20 protein-coding genes and 1 pseudogene are annotated in these 24,521 nt (G+C 47.1%); 7 read left to right on the forward strand and 14 right to left on the reverse strand.

Annotation, left to right across the window (positions count from 1 at the left end):
• Nucleotides 1-217: 217 nt before the first annotated feature.
• Entirely contained in the window at nt 218-541 is a 324-nt protein-coding gene (locus AC1VYS_RS27455) for a hypothetical protein (RefSeq protein ID WP_482912272.1), read from the reverse strand.
• An 84-nt stretch (nt 542-625) separates the two neighbouring features.
• On the opposite strand from AC1VYS_RS27455, the gene AC1VYS_RS27460 reads away from it, so the two are divergent.
• On the forward strand, nt 626-1,975 hold the full coding sequence (locus AC1VYS_RS27460) for a Tle-like phospholipase domain-containing protein (protein ID WP_482912273.1): 1,350 nt from the start codon (nt 626-628) through the stop codon (nt 1,973-1,975).
• Between the two features lie 17 nt (nt 1,976-1,992).
• Nucleotides 1,993-2,265: a hypothetical protein gene (locus AC1VYS_RS27465; protein WP_482912274.1), complete on the forward strand. Its 273-nt coding sequence runs from the start codon at nt 1,993-1,995 to the stop codon at nt 2,263-2,265.
• Between the two features lie 148 nt (nt 2,266-2,413).
• Here AC1VYS_RS27465 and nikE read toward each other — a convergent pair whose 3' ends face one another.
• From nikE to AC1VYS_RS27510, 9 genes are all read right to left on the reverse strand, one after another.
• The gene (gene nikE, locus AC1VYS_RS27470; RefSeq protein WP_482915143.1) at nt 2,414-3,214 is read right to left on the reverse strand and encodes a nickel import ATP-binding protein NikE; all 801 of its coding nucleotides are present in this window, start codon (nt 3,212-3,214) and stop codon (nt 2,414-2,416) included.
• 178 nt (nt 3,215-3,392) lie between these two features.
• Nucleotides 3,393-4,199 carry a nickel import ATP-binding protein NikD gene (gene nikD / locus AC1VYS_RS27475; RefSeq protein ID WP_482912275.1) on the reverse strand — a complete coding sequence of 269 codons (807 nt, stop codon included), beginning with the start codon at nt 4,197-4,199 and terminating at the stop codon, nt 3,393-3,395.
• 123 nt (nt 4,200-4,322) lie between these two features.
• Nucleotides 4,323-5,150: a nickel ABC transporter permease subunit NikC gene (nikC, locus tag AC1VYS_RS27480; RefSeq protein WP_482912276.1), complete on the reverse strand. Its 828-nt coding sequence runs from the start codon at nt 5,148-5,150 to the stop codon at nt 4,323-4,325.
• Nucleotides 5,150-6,094, reverse strand: coding sequence for a nickel ABC transporter permease subunit NikB (gene nikB, locus AC1VYS_RS27485; RefSeq protein WP_482912277.1), 945 nt, complete (start codon nt 6,092-6,094; stop codon nt 5,150-5,152). Before nikB ends, nikC begins: the two co-directional genes overlap by 1 nt.
• Nucleotides 6,095-6,188: 94 nt before the next feature.
• On the reverse strand, nt 6,189-7,829 hold the full coding sequence (nikA, locus tag AC1VYS_RS27490; protein WP_482912278.1) for a nickel ABC transporter substrate-binding protein: 1,641 nt from the start codon (nt 7,827-7,829) through the stop codon (nt 6,189-6,191).
• A 278-nt stretch (nt 7,830-8,107) separates the two neighbouring features.
• A complete protein-coding gene (locus tag AC1VYS_RS27495; protein WP_482912279.1) occupies nt 8,108-9,145 on the reverse strand; it encodes a glycoside hydrolase family 130 protein in 1,038 nt (345 codons plus the stop codon).
• 49 nt (nt 9,146-9,194) lie between these two features.
• Nucleotides 9,195-10,034, reverse strand: a complete 840-nt coding sequence (locus tag AC1VYS_RS27500; protein WP_482912280.1) for a carbohydrate ABC transporter permease — start codon at nt 10,032-10,034, stop codon at nt 9,195-9,197.
• Nucleotides 10,031-10,918 carry a carbohydrate ABC transporter permease gene (locus AC1VYS_RS27505; protein ID WP_482912281.1) on the reverse strand — a complete coding sequence of 296 codons (888 nt, stop codon included), beginning with the start codon at nt 10,916-10,918 and terminating at the stop codon, nt 10,031-10,033. Before AC1VYS_RS27505 ends, AC1VYS_RS27500 begins: the two co-directional genes overlap by 4 nt.
• A 254-nt stretch (nt 10,919-11,172) precedes the next feature.
• Nucleotides 11,173-12,486, reverse strand: coding sequence for an ABC transporter substrate-binding protein (locus AC1VYS_RS27510; RefSeq protein WP_482912282.1), 1,314 nt, complete (start codon nt 12,484-12,486; stop codon nt 11,173-11,175).
• A 225-nt stretch (nt 12,487-12,711) separates the two neighbouring features.
• Between AC1VYS_RS27510 and AC1VYS_RS27515 the strand changes: the two genes are divergently transcribed.
• From AC1VYS_RS27515 to AC1VYS_RS27525, 3 genes are all read left to right on the forward strand, one after another.
• Nucleotides 12,712-13,896: an AGE family epimerase/isomerase gene (locus AC1VYS_RS27515; protein ID WP_482912283.1), complete on the forward strand. Its 1,185-nt coding sequence runs from the start codon at nt 12,712-12,714 to the stop codon at nt 13,894-13,896.
• A gap of 2 nt (nt 13,897-13,898) precedes the next feature.
• Nucleotides 13,899-15,077, forward strand: a complete 1,179-nt coding sequence (locus AC1VYS_RS27520) for a glycoside hydrolase family 130 protein (RefSeq protein ID WP_482912284.1) — start codon at nt 13,899-13,901, stop codon at nt 15,075-15,077.
• Nucleotides 15,078-15,295: 218 nt separating this feature from the next.
• On the forward strand, nt 15,296-16,318 hold the full coding sequence (locus AC1VYS_RS27525) for a LacI family DNA-binding transcriptional regulator (RefSeq protein ID WP_482912285.1): 1,023 nt from the start codon (nt 15,296-15,298) through the stop codon (nt 16,316-16,318).
• 182 nt (nt 16,319-16,500) lie between these two features.
• Here the strand turns inward: AC1VYS_RS27525 and AC1VYS_RS27530 are convergent, their stop codons facing one another.
• Nucleotides 16,501-17,928 (reverse strand): pectate lyase family protein, encoded by a 1,428-nt coding sequence (locus tag AC1VYS_RS27530; RefSeq protein WP_482912286.1) that lies wholly within the window; start codon nt 17,926-17,928, stop codon nt 16,501-16,503.
• 314 nt (nt 17,929-18,242) lie between these two features.
• Nucleotides 18,243-18,758: a DUF2179 domain-containing protein gene (locus tag AC1VYS_RS27535; RefSeq protein WP_090921575.1), complete on the reverse strand. Its 516-nt coding sequence runs from the start codon at nt 18,756-18,758 to the stop codon at nt 18,243-18,245.
• Between the two features lie 501 nt (nt 18,759-19,259).
• Between AC1VYS_RS27535 and AC1VYS_RS27540 the strand changes: the two are divergent.
• A pseudogene (locus AC1VYS_RS27540) lies at nt 19,260-19,508 on the forward strand (Glu/Leu/Phe/Val dehydrogenase dimerization domain-containing protein); the annotation flags it as partial.
• A gap of 195 nt (nt 19,509-19,703) precedes the next feature.
• On the forward strand, nt 19,704-20,822 hold the full coding sequence (locus AC1VYS_RS27545; RefSeq protein ID WP_482915144.1) for a Glu/Leu/Phe/Val dehydrogenase family protein: 1,119 nt from the start codon (nt 19,704-19,706) through the stop codon (nt 20,820-20,822).
• A gap of 1,158 nt (nt 20,823-21,980) precedes the next feature.
• Here the strand turns inward: AC1VYS_RS27545 and AC1VYS_RS27550 are convergent.
• Both AC1VYS_RS27550 and AC1VYS_RS27555 read right to left on the reverse strand, forming a co-directional pair.
• Nucleotides 21,981-23,648 (reverse strand): hypothetical protein, encoded by a 1,668-nt coding sequence (locus AC1VYS_RS27550; RefSeq protein ID WP_482912287.1) that lies wholly within the window; start codon nt 23,646-23,648, stop codon nt 21,981-21,983.
• 1 nt (nt 23,649) lies between these two features.
• On the reverse strand, nt 23,650-24,396 hold the full coding sequence (locus tag AC1VYS_RS27555) for an ABC transporter ATP-binding protein (protein WP_482915145.1): 747 nt from the start codon (nt 24,394-24,396) through the stop codon (nt 23,650-23,652).
• Nucleotides 24,397-24,521: the final 125 nt, after the last annotated feature.

The raw sequence follows: 24,521 nt of genomic DNA on the forward strand, positions 1-24,521 counted from the left end.
CCATACATTATAATATTTCTATGTGTATATATTCCCCTTCGGGAGTTACTCTGGACGGATCAATCCCTTTGGTCCACCCGCATTTTCTACTTCATAAATATTATGATTTTAAAACCCTTTCTTATTGGAACTCCTCCTTACGTTAAATTATGCAATCCAAGACATTGAATTCGTGGGTCTGAATATTTTTCAAGTGATACAGCTCCCCTTGCTAAAGTTATTCTAATTTCAACACCCATTCTGGTCCACCCACATTTTCTACTTCATAAGTATTGTAGTTAATCCATATATTAATTGCTTCATTCTCATGACCCTTAATATGTCCATATAAAATGACCTTTGAAGATACGTAACCATCAAAAACCTGAGAATCCGTGAACTCCACGTCAACGTTGTACTCTTTTTTGAAATATTCTAATCCTATAGGGGTTGCTTTTTTAACAATATTATAATTTTCCACATGATATATAACTGCACAACCACCAACCAATAGAATACAAGATGCTAATACTATTAATAGCACTCTTAGTTTACGATTCATTTCTTATCCGCTCTCCTTGTGGCCTATTTATTTCTAAGGTAATATATTCTATATTATAGTATATAAAAGGGAGAGAAGTAGATTTTGTTTATTTCTGATAAAACTTATCATCAGATTTCTGATGCCGCTTATGTTAGAGATTTTACAAAAGAGAATACCAAGAATAAGGTTGAGGGATGGGATCGCGTAAATTTACCTAACTCTACACTCAACGACACTAATGGCTCTGGGTTTGATGCAGTCGTTTATTATAATAAGAAGGATAATCAAGTGGTTATTGGATACAGAGGAACTGAACCTGATATGTCATGGGGTAAAGTTCCAGACATTGGGACGGATGGCTTTGATGTTGTTGGGGGCCGTTACAAACGTCTTCGAGAGACTATAGAGACTACGCCAGACGCTCTTACGCGACCAGATTACCATGGAACTAAAGTAGCTTATGAGAATAATCAGTTTTATCTAGCCGAAAAGTTATACCGTGAAGTCAAAGAAGTGTATCCTAACGCGGAGATATCCACAACTGGTCACTCCTTGGGTGGCGCACTCGCCCAATATACAGCTGTACATAATAATCTGTCATCCACTACATACAACCCTGCCAGCATTCGAGCCGTTGTCTCAGATGAAATTTTAAAGAAAATTGATGCAGGAGAATATGACAAGAAAAATACAGCATACGTCAGCCCAGGCGATGGAGTGGGATCAGGCTTCTCAAGCACTCCAACACGGCATGCAGCGAATACAATTATGATTGATCGTACATATGATGACGCAAATAAAAGGTATTTCCAATTTAAAGTTCCACTTATACTCAATACGGAAGGCTCTTCAGCATTCAATATGTTCACTCCCATCTGGAAAAACGTAACTTTCACTTCTATTACAATACCCGGCCAAACAGGCTTTCTTGATAAGCTTTTCAACTCATTTGGCGGAGAAAAGGCGCATGGCTTGGAGAATTTCACTTTTGATGAGAATGGTTTTATCACCAATACACTCTATACCACAGATGGTACGTTAATTGGCGGGAATCCACGATATACCGAATACTTAAATTCATTACTCGCCAATGAAAAGATGAAAGATACGGTAAATCAACTCATTGAAAAGTACGGTGCGTATCTGGGACCTCTTGGACAGACGCTTGCTGCTGGTGCAGGGGTTACCATTCAGCTCTCGCTTGAGAACCTTCAACGGGCTGGGCAGAAGATGCAGCAGCATGTCGACGAATTCCAAGCCAGTCTGCCTACAGCAACCAATGCCATTCTTAGACTGATTGAGTCAAGTGACAGCCGTTCTCTGGAGCCTATTGTTGATCGGTTAACAAGTGACCTACACAAGTTCAGCCGTTGGTACGAAGAAGAAGTACAGAGCATTGCCAAATATATTAATCAGAAAGCTGAAGATTTCAGGCAAGCCGACGAAGTTTAGAAGGAGAGATAGCGTTTATGTCACGGAGTATAATTGTAGATTTAGTTGACCTTATGAATGCTGAGAAAGAAATCAACCTCTTAATGGACATGCTTGAAGCAAACAAACGTCATGTGCGTTCCATTGATGAGAGCATTGGAGATTGGAAGGGAAAATCATCTGAAGAATTACGAAGAAAGATGGATCGTTTTCAAAACATATTGAGCGATTGGATTGAGGATTTCAAGCAGCAACAGATTGAACTTGTTAAATATACATACCGTATGGAACGTGCGGATCGGGGCAATTAGAAGCAGGGATATCTGAACAATATAATATTTTCAAAAGAAAGAAAAAACAGAGGCCCCTTATCATCCAAAATGAGAGGGGCCTCTTACATTAGCAACTGCATTTAAGATTTCATTGGAAGTTACATTAAATCTGATCTGGATCGGCATTCTATTCGAATACAATCCGGCCTGATGGATGCTCTGGCAAAATGGAGGATGCGAGCTGCCGGACAGCAGGCTGATCCGACTCCAAGATGGAATCCGTTGCATCTCCGGTATAGACCAGCCTTCCCTGATCCATCACGGCGATGCTGTCGCAGATCGTCAGTGCGGCGCGGATGTCATGCGTGATAAACAGATAGGACAGCCCGTACGTTGCTCGCAGATCTGCCAGTAAAGACAGAATTTGTGTCTGATGCACCATATCCAGACTGCTGATTGATTCATCAAGCACGATCAATTTCGGCTTAAGTGCGATGGCTCTGGCAATGTTGACCCGTTGTAGTTGCCCTCCGCTGAATTGATGCGGAAGCTTGCTCGCATCCTGCGGCGTAAGCCCGACCTGCACGAGTAGCTGTTCAATCGTGCGCTGTTGTTCCTTGGCAGACAGGCGCTCGTAATTGTCCAGCGGTTCTCCGATAATCTGCGCGGCCGTCATCATCGGGTTTACAGCCGAGTAACAGTCTTGAAAAACAACCTGCAAATCACGTCGTAGCCTTCTAAGCACTGTTTTATCTGCTCGGTAGATGTCCTGGCCTTGGAATAGAACCTGACCTTGGCTTGGTCTCTCCAGCCCCAGAATGATTTTACCCAAGGTGCTTTTGCCTGCTCCACTCGTTCCAAGCAGTCCTAAACACATGCCTTCTTCAATCGTAAGTGAAACATCTTCGAGAACAGAAGGGCGCGATCCCGAACGCTGGAGCCAGCTCTGTTTGCCATAGCTATGACTTACTTCTTGTACTTGTAACATCCGGTTCATCGCTCTCCTTCCTTCGTTTCAATCGTACGTATCCGGACAATTCTGCACACTACTCCACACCGATCATGTCTCCAGCTCTAGCGAGTCCCTGCACGATAAGCACGTTTTAACCGCTGGAGCTTGTGACAACTTCCCCCTGTCTACTTCTTCAGCAACTACAAGACCACTTCTAGTGACCAAGAGACAACTTCGGCCGGGCATTTAGCAGCATCCGAGTATATTCATGCTGGGGATGATCGAACAATTGGTATACATCGGCCTGTTCGATGATCCGTCCCTTCTGCATGACCGCCACTTCATCTGCCATCTGTGAGATAACACCTAGATCATGCGAGATGAGCAAAATAGATGTACCATGCTCCTTCCGAAGCCGATCCAGTTCACGTAGCACATTCAACTGATTCACGACATCCAGTGCTGTTGTAGGCTCATCTGCTATAACCAAAGCAGGCCGCAGACACATGGACACGGCAATCATCACTCGTTGCAACATGCCTCCGCTGAGCTGAAACGGATAACGTTTCAGCAGCTTTGCCGGATCAGGCAGGTTCATATCAGCCAGTGCTGCAATGGCCTGTTCCCGCGCCTCTGCTTTGGACATCTTCGTATGGGTTCGCAGCGTTTCAATAAATTGAGAGCCGATCGTATACACCGGTGTAAAAGCATTCATCGGATTCTGCATAATAAATCCGATATCCTTGCCGCGTATGTGCCGCATCTCCTCTTGGGATAAGTTACTGAGCTCCCGTCCGTTCAGACGAACACTGCCTGACGATTCCATCCTGCGAGGATGTAGCAAGCGCAGTAGCGCATTACACGTGATCGTTTTGCCGCAGCCACTCTCGCCAACCAGGCCAAAGACCTGTCCCTTTTTCAAATTCAACTGAACAGGTTCCAGTAACGGGACGGTCCCTTTCGCTGTCTTGAGCTTAACCTCCAGATCACGTACTTCAAGTACAATCGCCGCGTCGTCCATCGCCACATCCCCCCCTTGTCCAGTTTATCTTTTATTTGTTACCAGACCCTTGCTTATATCAGGACTTGTACCTTCTTTGTTAACCTTGGACTTGCTGAACCCTTATCTTGAACTATCCGACTATTACTTTTTGGAAATGCCGTAACGATCAGATAATGCTTCTCCCAAAATGTTAAACGTCATTACAACCAGCAGAATGGCTACACCCGGATAGATCATTAGCTCCGGATGGCTGCGAATATACCCTGTGCCTTCATGAATCATGGCTCCCCACTCCGCATTAGGCGGTTGAATGCCAAGCCCCAGGAAGGACAGCGCCGAGATATCCATAATCGCCCAGCCCATCTCCAGTGTGCCCATGACCACGATGGGACGTTGCACATTGGGAATGATATGTTTACGAATGATTGTCCAGGTAGAGGAACCACTAATTCGAGCGGCTGCGATAAAGTTCCTTTCCTTCAAGCTAACCACCATGTTTCGGCATATACGCGCATAATGCACCCACTGTACCATCATGAGCGCCAGCAGAATCTGCATCAGACCTGGACCGAAGATCCCGACGATGCCTAGCACCAATACCAGTTGTGGAAATGCCAATATGCCCTCACATAAACGCATCAGCATATTGTCAATCCAGCCGCCCAGATAACCGGAGATCGACCCAACGATAAGACCGATCACCAGAGACGACAGGAAGATCATCGTTGCAAATCCAATCGAAATCCGTGCTCCATAGAGAAGTCTGGAGAGATTGTCCCTTCCCAGATGATCTGTGCCGAGCCAGTGCTCGGCAGATGGGTCCTTTAGCTTCTGCAACAGGTTAACTTTGACCGGATCATGTGGTGCGATCCATGGAGCCAATAATGCCAGAATGAAGAAAAGCAATATGATCGCAGCGCAAATCCAAATTATTTTTTTTCCTCGAAACAGTGTACGCCATCGGTTCATCAATGCTCTGCCCGTCCTTTCGCCGAAATCCGCGGGTCCATATACAGCTGTACCAGATCAACGATCAGATTACACACGATGAACAGACACGCCGAAATAAAGACATAACATTGGATCACGGGAATATCTCGGTTGAAGATGGCTTCGACAAAATAACGCCCGAAACCCGGCCACGAGAAGACCTGTTCTACAATAATCGTTCCGGTTAACAGCCTGCCCATGGTCATGCCCATTCCTGTAATAAACGGGGTGATGGCAATCTTGAGCACATGTTTCAGCATAATAACCCGTTCACGGATGCCGCGGGTTCTGGCGTATTGCACATACGCTTCCTGTAATTGTTCGAGTACACTGGTACGCAACATACGGGTGTATAACGCAATCATCACCATAGAAAGCGTAAGGGTAGGCAATATCATATTCTCCCAAGATCCGCGCCCTTCGACGGGAAGCCAGTCCAGTTTCACGGCAAAGAAGAAAATAAGCAGATAACCGAGCCAGAACTGCGGAATGGAAGCACCAAAATAAGAGATGGCCCGACTCACCATATCAATCCAGCTATTTTTATAGACCGCCGCCAAAATTCCGAGAGGAATACTCACCAGTGCAGAGAACAGAATGCTCCACAAGGCCAGTTCTGCTGTAGCTGGAAACTTATCTTTGACCTCATCGATCACGGGTTTATTCGTGAGATACGAGGTACCAAAATCCAGCTGGGCCATCCTCTTCAACGTATCCACATACTGAGTGAGCAAAGGCCGATCCAGACCGAATTCATGTCGCTTCTCCGCCAGCAGCTCTGGTGTTGGATAAATATGTGCAGCGGTCAGATACGCTTCGGCTGGATCAACCGGTGAAATATGAATCAGCCCAAAAGTGACAAGTGTAGCGATAAAAACGATAGGAATGATCGCGATCATTCGTTTACCTATATAGCCGATCACCAAACTTTCCTCCCCTTTTACCATGCCACACAAGCTCTTGATGCCTGATGTGTTACGTGTTCATTGCTACGTTTTTGACGTTCATCAACTATAATTATGGGTTATTTAACTGCATTCCCACAAACGGATTCTCATCCCGATTGGCCGGGAAGACAAATTCAGCAATTTTCTTCTGATATACGGCCGTTTTCTTCACATAAGAGATCGGTACAATCGCCGATTGCTCCTGCAATGTCGTCAGGATGGATGTGTACAGTTCCTGACGTTTCTTCTCGTCTGTAGAAGACAGTGCGGCATGCACCTGCTCGTCCAGTTCCTTTTTCATCGGCAAGGCAGTAAGTGTCTCCGAGATTCCGAATCCCGGGCTTGCTACGACGTTAATGAAGGAATGCGGATCGTACGGTGCCCCGTAATTGTACCAGAAGTATAGATCGAAATCATTGGCTTTCAGACGTTTGATCTGTACCGTTAGTTCAAGCCCTGTAAGGTTTACTTTAACCCCCAGTTCGCTCCATTCGGCCTGAATGGTTTCGCCCATCGCTTTCTGAATCGGGTCGGTTTTATCAAAAATCAATTCAAACTCCAGCTTCTGTCCGTCTTTCTCACGCACGGTTCCGCCTGCCGGCAGCTTCCAACCTGCTTCATCCAGCAACGCTTTGGATTGCTCTACGTTATATTCAATCGGTTTCAGATCCACATTGGTATATGGATAGTTTTTGGACAGTGCCGTATCAGCCGGTTCTTCCAGACCCGACGTGACGCCTTCTACCATCGCTTTTTTGTTGAAGCCCTGTTGAAGTGCCTTCCGCACTCTCACATCAGACAACTTCGGATTCGAAGAGTTAAGCAACAGGTCACGAGTACCTACAGGATCAGACAGTTCGCTTACATATTTATCGTTCTCACGTAGCTGTTGGAACGCATCCAGACTGATCACACCTTCACCATAAATCAGATCCAGATCGCCTTTTTCAAAAGCAAGCACACGGGTCTCTGCATCAGGGATGATTTTGACCGTAATCTGATCGAACGCCGGTGCCGTCCCCCAGTAATTCGGGTTACGTTTGAAGACCGCATACTCATCCTGCTTATAATCAGCCAGCATCCACGGGCCCGTACCCACCGGCTCTTTGATGCCTTTGGACGTATCCCCGTCAACCGGGAATCCAGCCGCGCCCAGGAAGCGGAACGGACGAACAACAGACAAATCCTGAAGTACGGGATAATACGGCTCGGTAAGTGTCATGCGGAACGTATGATCATCTACGACTTCTGTCTTGCCAAGCACACTGACGATGCCAAGCCAGCTATGTGTTTTTTTATTTTTCATGATGGAGTCAAAATTCTTTTTCACAATTTCCGCATTAAAAGGCGTGCCATCGGAAAATTTCACCCCTTGGCGCAACTTGAATGTATACACTTTGCCATCATCGGAGATGGTCCATGATTCGGCAAGCGCAGGTTCCAGTTTGCCATCCTTCTGGTAACTCACCAGTGGTTCATAGATCATGGATTGCGCAAACAATTGAGACGGATTGTACGTATGTGGATTCATCGTGCCGATATCCCGCGGCCATGACATCGTAATCGACTTCGCTGAAGACGCCTGATCTCCCGAAGCTGAGGAAGAAGCCGAACTGTTCTCTTTATTACCGCAACCCGCGATGATCAACACCAACAACAGTGCTGTTAACATCATAAGGGTAGTCGAGCGCTTACGTTGTTGTCCTGACATAGATATAAACCCCTTTTCTCTCTTCTCTCATTCTTCACCTGATCATTACCGTGATAATGATTCTCATATTCATTAAGAATATGAAGTAGCCTCCCTTTTGTCAACAAAAATCGACATAATATGTATGCCCATTAAATAGCTAAAAAAGCCCTTCCTATAGGAGGAGGGACTTCTGGGGTTCATATAATCAAATTTGCTGCATATTCTCTGTACGTTTCCTTTTTATTTCATAATCTATACTCCATTTATCGAGTCATTGCTGGATGTGCAAAAAACCATTATCGTTTGCCTTCCTCGCGGTCGCCAGCAATCACTTCATCCGTTTCTTTGACATAGTTCACAATCTCTTGGACCGTTGTGTAGGCCACACCGACATATGTATCGGCTGCGCCGTAATAGATGGCAATTCGTCCGGTATCCGCATCATGCAGGGTTGCGCATGGGAAGACAACGTTATCAACGAAGCCCTGTTCCTCATACCATTTCTCCGGAGTCAGCACGAAGTTGGATGAACGATACTTCACTTTGGACGGCTCATCCAGATCCAGAATGACCGCACCCATACTGTACACAAAACCGTTGCATGTTCCGGTTACACCATGGTAGAACATCAGCCAACCTTCGGATGTCTCGATCGGAGCAGGACCACCGCCAATTTTCACCGATTGCCACCAGCCTTGACCGCCTTTGCTCATGACATGACGATGTTTGCCCCAGTAGACCAGATCCGGGCTTTCGCTCAGGAAAATATCTCCAAACGGGGTATGTCCGCTATCACTTGGTCTGGAGAGCATCACGTAGTTATTGTTGATTTTGCGCGGGAACAAAACGCCATTGCGATTGAATGGCAACATTGGATTCTCAAGACGGATAAACGTTTTGAAGTCGTCTGTCTTGGCGAAGCCCAGGGCCGCACCGTAAAAATCGGTACACCAGATGATGTAATAGGTATCTTCCACTTTGACCAGACGCGGGTCGTATGCGTAGTTCGGCATAAACGGATCGCCTTGTTCGTCCACAAAAGCAATGCGCTCTTCTTCAATCGTCCAGGACAATCCGTCTTCACTGGAGCCCAAGTGCAGGTGCGGACGGCCATTGACCGTCTCGGCGCGGAATACACCAATGAATTTCCCCTCATATGGAACGACTGCGCTGTTGAAAATGCGGGCAACTCCCTTCACCGGGTTGCGCGGCACAACCGGATTAGCCGAGTGTCTCCACACCGGGCCTTCCGTTCCTTCCGGTTTATCCTCCCAAGGCATGTTTGGCAAAGCTTCCCCAACCATGTGTACCTTTTTCGTTTCTGCAACTGTCATATTTCATTTCTCCTTCTAATTGAATGATTTCAAAGAATGTTTCATGCAATCATTTCACGGAACCTTGCGCAGAACCGTTGTAGATGTATTTCTGAAGCAACAGGAAGATGATCATCGTTGGAATAATGGCAATCATAATCCCGGCGCTGATGACTTCCCATTGTGATCCGAAGGGGCCCTTGAACTTGAACAGGGCGGTGGATATTACCTGCAGATCAGTCTTTGGCATGTATAAGAACGGCGTGTAGAAATCATTGTAGATGTTGACACCTTTGACAATAATGACGGTGACAATCGCCGGTTTCAGCAAAGGCAATATAATTCTCCAGTAGATCGTGAAGTAGGAAGCGCCGTCCAGCATGGCTGATTCATCAAGTGCACTGGAGATCGAACCGAGGAATTGCAGGAAAATGTACACCGCGATAATATCAGTTCCCAGATACATGACGATGGCTGCCCACCGTGTATTGAACAGGTCGAGGGCGTTAATGATCTGGAAGGTGGCAACTTGTGTCGTTACGCTCGGAATCAGGGTCGCCAGCAGGAAAGCGGCAACCATAATTTTTTTGCCTTTGAACTTGAAGCGATCCAGTACATAGGCAATCATGGAACCTGTCAACGTTGCACCCACGATGGATATGATCAGAATAATAATGGTGTTTTTGAAACCGACAAGCATGTTGCCATCCACAAATGCCTTCGTATAGTTCGCAAAATGAAACCAGTTGACCGGCGGGGCAAGCGGGCTGCTTGTGGCATATTCGGCATTGGTCTTCAAGGACGCAAACAGAATTACCACGATAGGCAAAAGTGCAATGAACGCTGCCAGAATCAGAGAAGCGTATTTCAATATGCTTGCGATGGTATATTTGAATTGGTTCACGTTCATTCCTCTCCTTTCATGCTGACACGCTGCACCAGCGTCACAAGAATAACGATCAGGAGCAGCACGACTGCCATCGCTGATGCGAGTCCCAGTTTGCCGTATTTAAATGCCAAGTGAACGGTCTGAATAACAAAGGTCATACTGCCGTTGGAACCGTCGGTCATAATATATGGAATATCGAACGCACTGATGGCGCCGCTTATGGCCAAGATCAGGTTGAGCTGCAGAATGCGGGTAATACTCGGCAAAATAATATGGCGGAATTGTTGCCAGCGGTTGGCACCGTCAATATCGGAAGCTTCATACACATCCTTAGGAATGGAAGAAATCGTGCCCAGAAAGATGATGAAGTTGAAGCCCATGTATCTCCAGACTGATGCACCCGCGAGGGATACGTTAATAATATTCGGGTTACCCAGCCAGAGCTGGGTGTACTGTCCCAGTCCGATCGCCTGCATCAGCGTATCAAGCGTACCGTCCGGTTTGAAGAAAAACAGGAAGATAAAACCGATAGCCACGCCATTCAGCAAGTAAGGGAAGAACAGAATGCCTTTGAAGAAATTTTTGCCCCGGATTTTGAAGCTGAGGATCGTGGCAAAATAGAGGGCCAGGCCCATCTGTACAAAGGTAGCAACAAAATAATACAAACTGACGATGAATACTTTAAAGTATTCCGGATCGCTAAAAATCCGTGTGTAATTCTCCAATCCGACATAGTCGAACCTTTTACTGTATCCATTCCAATCGGTAAAGCTGTATTTGAACATGTTAATGACCGGCAAATAAGCAAACGTAAATAGCAGTGCCAGCGGAATAATCGAGAAGGCACAAATAATAAATATGCGTTGTGCTGAGTAACTCCAGTTTGAAATTCTCCAGTATTTCATGCTCCCCACACCTCCCAGCGGTTCAGCCGCCTTGGTTCATAAACGCTCCGTATCGTTCCGCGGATGTAACCGCAGGGTGGGCCAAGTGAATACACTTTTTTATAGTTCATCACCTCAGTCAATTCACTGATGGTTTATCCCCGTGCAAACCTGGCCCAAAAATCCGATAACTACCGGCACCCGCATTACATCTGCTCACATCTGCTTACATCTGCTACTTACTTCTTTCTGCTGGATGAACGCTCGTTTTTCTATTATTTCGTAACCTCTGCGCGAGCTTTTACCCATTTATCATTCAGGTCTTTCATGATGTCGTCATACGATTCGCTTCGGTTGCCGATGGCCGCTTCAATAATGCGTTTCTTGAAGTCAGGCTGCCATAGACCAATCTCGCCTTCGTTATCGATTTTGTCCATCAATCCTTCTTGCCCCTCTTTAGCCGGAGTTAAAGTAGAGAATTTTACATCTTTGTACTGATCCAGAATCGGCGGCAACTCTGCGCTCTTGTCTGCACTCATGCCTCCACCCTGCTGGGTAGCATAGTTGGATTTTGCCAGGAACCAGTCGATCCATGCTTTTGCCGCAGGTTTGTTCTCGCTGTTCACATTCATGCCGATGTTATAGTCTGCGGACAGCGGTACGATAACGTCGCTAGCATTGGTCGGAAATGGTAAGAAGCCAATATTGTCTGGTGTATCTGTCATACCTTGAATCTGTGTGATTGCCCATGACCCAAGAGCCATCGTTGCAATTTTGCCATTAGCGAGATCTGCCTTGGAACTTTCCCAGTCTGTGGTTGTCGGATCCTTCTCAATCAGGCCGTTCTTGGCTGCATCATAAAGTACTTTATACAGCTCATAATGTGGCTTCCCTGGCACAAAATTATCATCCGTATTTGGTTGATCTACGTTGACATAATCTACACTGCCCGCAACCGTCGGCAGGTCGGCCTCCCATTGGGTAAGTGCCCAGCCGGATGCATAGTTCGTATAGAGCGGAATCGCATCCGTGTTGTCTTTTACCTTCTGAAGTGCTGCCTGGAATTGCTCCGGTGTCTTCGGAAGCTCAGTGATGCCTGCGTCTTTGAAGACCTGTTTGTTATAAATAATGCCTGAGAACGTGATGACGGTTGGAATGCCGTATACCTGACCATCCACCATTCGCTCTTCAATAGCCGTGTACTTGTCTTTCAGTTCATCGTACGTGCCAAGTGGCTCAAAAAAGTCCGGGATATCGGCGATTGGAACACTTGTCGGAATCATAAGTACGTCGCCGTAGTCTTTGGTGCTCATCCGAATCTTCACTTGCCCCTCATAATCAGCCAAGGCCTGAAAATTCACTTTCACATCCGGATACTCCTTGTTGAATTCGGCAGCATAATCCTTGAATACGGTATCAACAATATCTGTGCGTTGCGTCAAAACGGTAATTTCGCCCTTGATATCTGCTGGGTCTGTGCTAATCTCTTCCCCCGCCTGCGAAGACCCGCCTCCCGATGAACACGCAGCAAGCAGTGAAGTGATGAGCAGCATCGTCAGTAGCATCATCCAGCCTTTATTTTTCCTCATTGTTCCGACCCCTTCCTTAATTAAATTAAGTTATCGTTAAGGTTACAAAATAGATTTTATTATGGTAACGCTTACCTGTCAATTGAATTATTTATTACTTCACAAGTGAAATAAAATATACAATTCGTTGACAAGGTAATTTTACAGAACTAATATTAATTTATAAAGTTACCGATAACTTAATTTAATTAAATATAATTTTGCACGGAAAAAGGAGCACTCTGGATGACTCATAAGACGAATCAGCTTCAAACTGAAATTGCGGAGCATTGGAAAACCAAGATTATGCCGTTCTGGGCTAACTTAAAAGATGAAGACCGTGGTGGATTCTATGGCTGGGTTGGTAACGATTTGCAGGTGAATCAAGAAGCACCCAAAGGCGGGATCGCTACAGCACGGCAGCTTTGGTCTTTTTCCGCAGCCTACCGGGTGACCAGTGAGGAAATCTGGCGGGAGCACGCTGAACACGCCTATCGTTTTCTCACTGGACACCTGATGGACAGGGAACACGGAGGGATGTACTGGATGGTGGATGCCACTGGTGAACCGCTGGATTCGAGCAAACATGTGTATACCCAGTCCTTTGGCATATATGCGCTCAGCGAATACTACCGAGCAACAGATGATGCTTCTGCACTAACACTTGCGAAAACGCTTTTTGCGCTAATAGAGAGCAAAGGTTTCAACTCAGAAGCGCCTGCTTACAAAGAGCAGTTTGACCGATTTTGGAACGAACAGCCCAATGAAATGCTGAGTGAGAACGGGGTCATTGCGGATTACACGATGAATACGCATATCCATGTGTTGGAGGCTTACACCACCTTATACAGAGTGTGGCCGGACCCGCAAGTGAAGGCAGCGCTTGAGCGCCTGCTCGGAATTTTGTATGAACGGGTGTATGACAAGAACACCAAGTTCCTCGGGGTATTTTTCAACAAAAGGTGGGAGTCCATCATTGATCTGCATTCATTTGGACATGACATCGAGGCCAGCTGGCTGATCGACGAAGCCCTCAAGGTGTTGAGTCTCGAACATCATCCGCAATACTCTGCCATGGTCACGGATATCGCCTATAACATTCTGAACGTAGCTGTACAGTCGGATGGCTCGCTCATGAATGAACAGGAAGGCACGCATGTAGATACCACACGCATCTGGTGGGTTCAGGCGGAAGCGATGGTGGGTTTCTATAACGCTTATCAGCGCACCGGTGATGCCATATTTCTTGAACAGGTCGAAAGACTGTGGAGTTATACTCAGGATCACATCGTTGATTCACGCGCGGACGGTGAATGGCATTGGGCGGTTGATGAGAACGGCGCACCTGATCAGCATGAAATCGCCGGTCCGTGGAAATGTCCGTACCATAACAGCCGGTTTTGCATTGAACTTATAGAGAGGATGGGATAAGCATGATACACCCGAAATATGCATCGTTATTGGAACAGCAGGAGAAGCTTTTGTCACGTAAAAATGAGTTGGATTCCGCCTTCTACAACGGCGTATACCAGCGTTATCTTTATCCGATTATTACACGCCATCATGTACCGCTGCACTGGAGATTTGATCTGAACGAGGCCACAAATCCGCATTTCATGGAGCGTCTGGGCATTAATGCCACACTTAATCCGGGAGCCATCTATTACAAAGGTAAATACATCATCGTTGTACGCACGGAAGGACTGGATCGAAAATCAATCTTTGCGCTTGCCGAGAGTGACAATGGCATGGACGGGTTTCGCTTCACCCGCAAACCGCTCGTCTGGGATGATATCGATGCAGCGGAAACCAATCAATATGACATGCGTCTGGTTCAGCATGAGGACGGCTGGATCTATGGCATCTATTGCTCGGAACGCAAAGACCCGGATGCTCCTGCCTCCGACACTTCCAGTGCTGTTGCACAAGCGGGGCTTGTCCGCACACATGACCTCACTCATTGGGAACGCCTTCCGAATATTACGACGAACTCCCCTCAGCAACGGAATGTGGTGCTGCATCCCGAGTTTGTCGATGGCCAGTATGCTTTCTACACGCGTCCTCAGGATGGTTTTATCTCCACAGGCAGCGGCGGCGGGATCGCCTTTGGTCTGTGCGAGGATATCCTGAATCCGGTTATTCACGAAGAGATCATTATAGATGAACGGAAATACCATACGGTGTATGAGGCGAAAAATGGTCAAGGCCCTGCCCCAATCAAAACAGACCATGGCTGGATTCATATTGCCCACGGCGTACGGAACACCGCAGCAGGTCTTAGGTACGTACTGTACACCTTCGCCACCGATCTGGATGATCCGGCACGCATCATCGCCAAGCCGGGCGGGCACTTCATTGCCCCTTATGATGACGAGCGCGTAGGCGATGTATCCAATGTTATTTTTTGCAACGGTGCCGTGGTTAATGAAAAGGGTGAAGTCTTTATCTACTATGCATCGAGTGATACACGCTGTCATGTTGCCACAACCACGCTGGAGCAATTGGTGGATTACACGTTTAATACCCCTGCCGATCCTTATCGTTCTCTGGACTGTGCCAGCCAGCGGGGAAACCTGATTGAGCAGAACGAACGTTTATTGCAAGAACAGTAACAGTAACATGAACAATGGACTGGACAATCTAACTCGCCCTGTCTTCCCTGATTGCGAAAATAGCCCTGCAACGCCTGGAATCGCTTTATTCCAGTTGGGTTAAGATGTATACTGAAATGGATTGTGATTATGTTGAATATGTGGTCAGCATAATGACATCACATTGTATATTTAAACCGGCTTGAAGGAGGCGACCAAAGCTGAAGAACAATATCACCATGCGGGATATCGCCGACAGGCTCGGGGTCAGCAGTGTGACCGTCTCGAAAGCGTTGAATGACAAAGAAGGCGTCAGTGGCGAATTAAAGGAAAAGATTAAACAACTTGCCGTCCAGATGGGTTATCGGTATAACGCCACAGCCCGTTCAATGAAGGAAGGCTTAACTCATAATGTTGGTGTAATTATCCCGGAGCGGTTTACCGGTCCTACGCAATCGTTCTATGTACGCGTGTTCCAACGCATTACCAAACATCTGGAGGATCAGGGGTATTACGGTTTTCTTCACATTTTGAACAGTGAGGACGAAGAGGAGCTATCCGTGCCCAAACTGTATAGTGACAGCAAGGTTGACGGCTTCATTGTGCTGGGTCAGGTCAGCAAGGAGTATATTGAACTGGTTCAGTCGATGGACGTACCTAAAATGTTCCTGGATTTCTACGATGAACATTCCGATATCGATTCTGTTGTGACAGACAACTTCTATGCCGCGTATGAAATGACTAACTACCTGATCCAGCAGGGACACCGTACCATCGCTTATGTAGGTAATCTGTATTCGACAAGTAGCATTCAGGATCGTTTTCTTGGTTATTACAAATCATTGCTTGAGCATCGGATGCCCATGAATCCGGATTTGGTGCTTAATGATCGGGATGAACGAGGCACGTTTATCGAGATCGATCTGCCTGCACAGTTACCAACCGCATTTGTCTGCAATTGTGATCAAGTCGCTCATCTGCTCGTGCAGAAGCTGACTTTGCTGGGTATTCAAGTACCTGCTCAATGCTCTGTCGTTGGATTCGATAATGATATCTACGCCATGCTGTCTGAGCCTAAACTCACTACAGTTGAAGTAGATATCGAACAGATGGCACGTACGGCTGTTCAATCCATTCTCAAAAAGATCGAGAACCCGAACCGTAGCTTTGGTCGCGTTCATGTAAAGGGCAATATCATCTATCGTGAATCAGTGAGTGTTGCACCAGAGACTCAGCCTCAAGTGACAACAACGACACAATAATAATGAAGCAGAAAATCACTAAACATAAAGCCTTTAAGCCATGAGCAGCAAATTGAAGACATTTAGAGCTGAGGCAAGTAACATGGACAAGTAACATTAAAAACAAGCGCCCCCGCAACAACTGCAGGGGCGCTTGTTTTTTTAACTGATTTCTGATCGTTAGATTGTCCGGAGCACTTCACTCAGTAGCTTGTCTTCAGCCAGTTGTCTTTAGACCAAGTTAACTTTCCTGCTCCCGCACCGTTGGAAGCGGTGAGACGTGCATTCAGTATAGATGGATCATCTGTCTGGTAGCTGTATGGAAGGGAACCAAAGCCATTCCACGAGAACAGTTTGATGACAGCCGGAACAGGTGCAAGTGGACTACCTGCTGTGTCACTGTTACCACGGAAAGAGCTTCCATCCAGAGAATAGATCGTATCGAGCACGCTGATTTTTCCGGTATATGTGGCATTGGTTGGATCTGTCTGATTGTTGCGAACAGGATACTGCACATCCTTGATTACTGATTTTTCAACTAACACTGCACCACTTTCGGTGGAAATAGCCCCATTGCTGGTGATACCGAATTTGTAGCCTTTAGATGCGATGGCTGTTGCCATAGCAGTAGTAATACGTGCTTGAGCTGAACGGGCATCCGAAGCATCCATGATGATGTTATAGGCGTGGGCATTACCGCCACGCAGGCGAGGCATGCGATCCTGAATGTCTTTATACAGATTATGATGCAGAGTAATCGACAGGTTAGCGTTAGCCGACTCTAGACTGGTCGCACCGACGAGATGTCCTTTTTTCTGCGGCCCAGCGATGGCGATGATATCTTCTTTGCTTAAACCGACTGCACTGCTACGCAGGTAATTGTACATTGGATAGGAAGATTTATTCGCTTCCAACTCGTTCATCTGACGGGTAACCCAGCTGTTCGCGCTGCCGTCATCCCCTTTGAAGGTGGACCAGGAGATGGTTACACCGCTGGTTCCTTTTTTCGAATCGACGAGTCCGTCATAGGCTTTGTTAAATGTGCAGTGATCGATCCACACGCCGTTGCTGTCCTCTAGGGTAATGTAGTCCCAGTCGTTTTTGTCATAATCCCCTTTGGTGGATTCATCCCATTCCCACAGCTCATCGAACTCTAAGTTACGAATAATCACGTTAGAGCTTCGTTTCACCGTGATGGCAGCGTGTTTGATCTTGGAGCCATTGGCCGAGAAAATGGTTAGTCCGTTGAAGCCGTCCACCGTAATTTTGCTGACTCCCGTCTGCTTCAATACTGGATGTGTCAGTGCATCGTTATGCTTGGCAAAAGGTGAAGTCTGTGCCGTGCTTGGAATCTCGTTCCACCCTAGATCGAGGTCGTTCATAATTTCAACGACTTTGACACCGGAGTTCTTTTTCAGAGCCAGCGCCAGGTCGGTGGCATTATACACTTTTTTATACGTGGACGTGCTTGACTCATTAATGATTCCTCCGCCTGTGTTTCCTTGGGAAAAACCGGTCAGATTGTAATCCGCGTTGCCCGCTGCCTGCACACTCGCAGGTCCGGATAATAAGCTGAACCCTAGCGTGAGAGCCAGAGCCGTGCTGCATAAACCTCGTACTGTTTTTTTCATCGAATTGATTCCTCCCGATAGTATGATGATGATTGATGAGTTTGCCTGTCTGCCCCTTTGCGGCATGTCATGTCGCAAGTGACATATTCACAATGTAAATGTTGGAAGCGATTACAACAATAATCCTGATTTCACATTCCTGTGAGAATGGCGGACAGGAGGTCAATTGTACCCGAAACAACCTGGCATCGTATGAGGTTAACTTGTAAAACGGGGATTGTAGGGGGAATAAGGCATTTGTGAAGTGATTGACGCGTGTGTTGAAAAACGAAATTAAAAAAACAGGACTGCATCTAGTGCAGACCTGCCCGATTCTACTTTTTGATGGAACGTGTCCAGAAACCGCCATGGAACTGTTTCGGCTCAACGGTGATGACAAAAGCTTTAGGATCGAGAGCCAGAATGGTCTGGTAAAGCAACTTCTGGTTTTTGCGTTTCGCCAAAATTTCCATAACCAGCCGATCTCCGTCTCGTCCGCTACCCACCCATGAGGTTACACCATACCCTTTATCGCGCAAAGCATTTGCAAGCCCCCCGTCCATCTGGTTGCAAATCACTTTCACGGTAACGTAACCGAGCGCAATCTTTTCCTCAATCCATGCTCCGAGCAGTACACCAAGTCCATATCCCACGGCGTATACGATCAGAGCAGACGGCTGGGTCAAGTAGCTAAGTACCAGATTTAAGCCCAGCACATAGATTACAATCTCACCCATGCTGATCAGGGCAGCGATGTATTTCTGTCCTTTGAGCGTCAAGATCATGCGAAGGGTATAGGCCGATACATATACAATCTGAATCAAAAAGATAAATAACAGGATTTTAAGCAATAGTGATCCCTCTTTCCCAGCCTTTTGCAACAAGTAAAACAGGCTCTCTGTTACATGCTGCATGGCGAGTTTTTTTGAATATATAGGTTGAACTATTTATTTTATATAAAAAACGGATAGGACAGAAAAAGCGTACTTAGATGAAAAAACGAATCCGGTACATACATCTCATCCAAATCCTCTATCTCCATCATTGGACGTTATGCCCTCTTCCTAAACGGTTGGATGTAAATTTTCAGGCATCGATCTGGGCCGTTTGTGCCGGAATTGCCATTATAAAACCGTTTGAACTGATGTTCAACCCGGCGAAGGTCCCAGGGGCGTAAAAGCCAAGGTGTGAATATGCTGTATTAACCACACAGGATGTAGGGTAAGCCCTTATCCTTATGGAGCAATCGACAGTCCGATTCGGGGGTAGATACGAGCGGGATGCAGGTCTCATCGGGAACCGGGATACTTTACGTGTGCATTACCGGTTTAACATCAAAGGAGGAATGTACCATGCAGATATGGCAGGAAATAGAGCGGGAAGGCATGGAAAAACTTGTTTTTTGCCACGATTCCTCCAGCGGACTTAAAGCAATCATAGCAATTCATAATACTTCACTTGGCCCCGCTTTGGGTGGATGTCGATGCTGGACCTATGCATCGCAAGAAGAAGCGATTCAGGACGCGGTGAAGCTGGCCAAAGGCATGACTTACAAAAATGCCATGGCAGGCCTTCCTTATGGCGGGGGCAAAGCAGTCGTCTGGGACGTGACTGGCCCATCGGAGCGGATAGAAGCGATGAAGGAAAAACGGGAAGACAGCGCGCTGGTGGACCCCGTGAAGAAAGGTACCGTTAGCGAGACACTGGCGAGTACTGCGGAGAACGGTACACCTGGCGCGGAGCTGGCAGATTCAGTGAAGAACGATACGCTTGGTGCGGAGCTGGCAGATTCAGCGATGAACGATACGCTTGCCGCGGAACTGGCAGATTCAGTGAAGAACGATACGCTTGGCGTGGAACTGGCTGATTCGGCGAAGAACGATAAGCCTGGTGCGGAGCTGGCAGATTCGGTGAAGAACGATACGCTGGGCGCGGAACTGGCAGATTCGGCGATGAACGATACGCTGGGCGCGGAACTGGCAGATTCAGTGAAGAACGATACGCTTGCCGCGGAACTGGCAGATTCAGTGAAGAACGATACGCTGGGCGCGGAGCTGGCAGATTCGGCGGAGAACGATACGCTTGGCGTGGAACTGGCAGATTCGGCGAAGGGTAAAGAATTGCGTGCGTTGCGCTTCCGGGCATTGGGTCGCTGTCTGGAGCAGCTAAACGGTCGCTTCGTGACAGGTCTGGATCTGGGCACTACGGCGGCAGACATGGATCAGATCCGGGTGGAGACAGCCTATGTGACGGATACCACAGGTTCGCTTGGTGCACAGGATGACTTCACTGCCGACATGACAGCCTACGGCGTGTACACCGGCATTGTCACCTCTCTGCACCATCAGGGCGCAGCCGATCTGCAGGGCATTCCCGTTGCCGTCCAAGGACTGGGCAAGGTCGGGTATGCCCTGTGCCGTTACCTGCATGCAGCCGGGGCACGGCTGATCGTGGCAGACGTTTTACCGGAACGCGTACAACGTGCCCTTGTGCAGTTCAGCGGCGCCATTTCGGCCGATCCGGCCCATATTCACGCCGCTGACTGCAGGGTGTTCGCCCCCTGTGCCCTAGGGGGCGTGTTGACCCCGGCGACCGTGGAGGAGCTTCGCTGCTCCATTGTCGCCGGGGCGGCCAACAACCAGCTGAGTGAACGTCAGCTGGTTGTTGGCCGCATGCAGGCGCGCGGCATCCTGTACGCGCCTGATTACGTGCTGAGCGCAGGCGGCATTATCAGCACTGCCTGCGAACTGCAGGGCGCCGGGCCTGACCTGATCCGCCAAAAGGTGGCGGGGATTGCCGCGACGCTCAGCAAGGTATACGCAGAAGCTGCGCGAACTGGAATCTCCACTGCAGATGCGGCAGATCATCTGGCTGAGACTATTCTGCGATCCGGCCAGGCCGATGAGAACCAATAAACGCAGTTGAAGCAACTAGGTTTTGCAATGATTGGGTTGGTACTGTTTCAACCTTTTTCATTCGGAGCCTTGCAGAACTCTTTATTCTAAAAGTCCTTCACCCACATTTACATCTACATCTACATCTACAATTACACCTAATTGCTTGTCGCAACACTCTAACGATCTCAGGAGAGCTTATTTGACCCATTTTGCATGCTTCCCCAAGCTAACGATCACCAGAGACGCTATTTTGCAAAATTCAGCTCTTTTTCGGGCTAAAACCCTCTCTTTTGCAGAAATAAGGTTCCTGGTGATCGTTAGAAATCATGAGGGCCACTTTTCGCCCAAATAAGCTCATCTGAGATCGTTAGAATATAAACTCACTTTGAGTTACTTACTCGGGTTACCTACTCTATCTGCTGCACTTAAGTTACTTGCTCGGGTTACCTCCCCCTACCTACTGCGCTCAAATTATTCATTCGGATACCTATCCCTATCTCCTGTGCTGGAATTACTTACTCGGGCTACTTTCCTATCTAATCCACCACTTTCTTTGGCTTCTTCTGCATTTTGGGTTACTTATTGCACTTGGTTCATCTTACTTCAGTCACTTTTCAGTTCATTCACTTCATTTTGCCCCCCTTCTTTTACTCCACCCCTTCGCCTCTCTCCCTGACTGACCGCCCTTATGATAAAACAAAGCCCCGCGTGCTGGTAATTGCAAGTTGCACACGGGGCTAAAATAACATACATCCTTCAAGCGTAGAGTTACTGAGTAGGGCTACTACATAGAGATACCACATTGTACTTACCGCATAAAGTTACTACGTTGACCGATTACATTGCACTTACCGCATAAAGTTACTACGTAGACTCATTACATTGTACTTACCGCATAAAGTTACTACGTAGACTCATTACATCGTATTTACCGCATAGAGTTATTACGTAGACCTATTACATTGCACTTACTGCATAAAGTTATTACGTAGACTCATTACATCGTATTTACCGCATAGAGTTATTAGACAGTGTTATCAAATAGAGTTACTACATAGAGTGAGTTTTAAATAGACATAGATACTTCTGCATAGACTTACCGCATGAGTTTACACTTGAACCAATCCCGGTTCTTTCAATTAAAAGCTCTGGGCATGTTCCCAAGAAGTTTTCAACTTAAACCACCGCAGACGACTTGACCACTGGTTTCTTCACCTGATACAACAGCGTCCACAGCAGCACATTCGCCAAGATCAGGATCACACCGTACATCCAGACACCTCCGGAGAAGGAGCGGAAAAAGACATGAGCACCCCACAGTAAAGCGAACACAGGCAAAGCAGCAAAAATATACCAGCCGTCACTTTGCTGGGCCACACTGAACGATTGGGAGAACGGCGGCTTTTGTAGCATAAATTTGCCGGATACCGGGATTAGCGCCGTAGCCGTGAGCAGAATAATCGCAACATCTGGCAAAATTCGAAGTCCAAATGTCCATGTGAACACAATCGCATTCAACAGAAATACGGGTATAAATATGTTGCTTAGAAATGCCTTCAGGGCACCTCGATATAATACATTTTCATTCACCATTGGCGCGGTGCGAAAGATCCATGAGGCCTTGTACTGGCCAGAATATTTCAGCATGATTACGGTGGTTACCAAAAGAACCAGCATAATGTATAAGGTGTACATAAATGAACTTTGCCTGAACTCTGTCCAGCTCAATGATTGTAGAGCCGTATACCAGAAAATATAAGGCATCACTAACGAAAAACCTAGCGAAGGGTATACTTTAAGCTTGAATTCCCGCTCATTACGCATCATGCTGGCTGACAGGCGAAAGCAGGCTTGTTCTTCGGTAGAGCGACTGAACAGCTTCGCGACCAACCGATCCCATTTCCCCCGGCGGCGGCTCGATGTCTGGCCGGAGTGGGCCATCTTTTCCAGATACAGCTCGAAGGACGGCATAAGTTTCACGTATACGATCAGGCATATCACCGGAACAACGACAGCAAGCGCTGTTAACGTATAGATCCACACCCCGCCACGACCTGCGAATAACCAATCGTATGCAGCAGCATACCATAGCGGTGGTAACAGCAGTTGCCACCATTCCGGCGTAAAAGCTACTTTAAAATCAATAATCTCGAAGGAACGGACAACAAACTGATATCCAATTGCGATTCCCACCGAAAGCAGAATCTGCACCATATTGATCATGTCTTTCAGCTTCTCCCCATCCAGAAACTTCATCATGAAGAGATAGATGAGGGATGTGGTCACCAGGATCAGCATACTAATCAGAATAATCTGAAACAGAAAGAGTAAGAAGAAACCAATTCCGTGCGTAACCAACCCGGCAATGAGCGGCGCAGCCGTCACCGAACCCGTCAGTAGCACCAGATAGACCCCTGCATGAATAGCTCGGGCCATTCCCATGGTTCGAGCGTTGACCGGTTTGGTCAATATAATGTTGCGATCCCGGATATCCAGAAGCACGGATGAAAAATCCGAAATCATCGACGTCATAATCATAAACATAAGCACGCCAAATAAAATGCCCATCTGAAGCATGAATTGTCCTGTATTCCAGACGACAAAGGGAACCATGATTGCTCCCATCAGGGCATACAGCCAGAGGGAACGAACATACTGGTTACCTTCTTTGCTTTCCATGTTCTTGGTCCTGGTTGACATAATCGTAGGTACTCTGCGCTGATCCATCTGGAACTTCACTCGTAAAATAAGGCGAAGCACATCATAATCAGCACCTGTCTTGGTAATGATCGGCCGAAAACGATCCAGAATTTGGAGCGTACGAAAATCGGAGGCTTTCGCCATATTAGTTCACCTCCTGCACAATCGACACAAAGCGCTCAGCAATCGCCTTATGTTCATTAAAACCTGTCAATTGATTAAACACTTCCTCCAGTGACCCTTCCATCGATTGCTGCTGAAGTTCCTTGAACGTGCCATCTGCCACGACACGGCCTTCGGCAATCAATACAATCCGGCTACTGATCTTCTCCACCACATCCATAATGTGTGACGAATAGAAGATGGTTGTGCCTTTCGCGGACAACTGTGACAAAATCTCTTTCACCACCATCACACTGTTGGCATCCAGTCCGCTGAGCGGTTCATCCAGGAACAGCAGATCAGGATCATGCAGCAGTGCCGAGATCAACAACACTTTCTGACGCATCCCCTTCGAGAAGGAGGCAATGCGGGAGTGGTATGATTTTTCCAGTCCAAAACAATCCATCAGCAGCTTTGCTTTATAATCCGCATCTTCATAGGACAAGCCATATAACTCTCCGGCAAACGTCAAATACTCCGCTGGAGTCAACTGTTCGTACAATTCAGCCACTTCCGGCACATAACCGATTCTGCGTTTATATTCCACATTGCCGTCTGCGATATCCTGACCAAAAATACGAACGTTCCCCACATACCCTTCTACCAACCCGAGCAAAATCTTCACTGTTGTACTCTTACCGGCTCCATTCGGCCCAATATATCCAATCATCTCGCCTCGATGAACCTCCAGGTCGATGCCATTCAACACATAACGCCCGTTATACCTCATACGCAAGCCTTCAATTGATAGCACTTGTTCTTTGTTCGTTTTTGACAACTCTTGTTCTAAAGCCACTTTATCCAGCTCCTTCTCTCTACCATTTTCTACAATTCTACTAGTTTACCACAGTTTGG

The organism is Paenibacillus sp. G34, assembly GCF_056856875.1.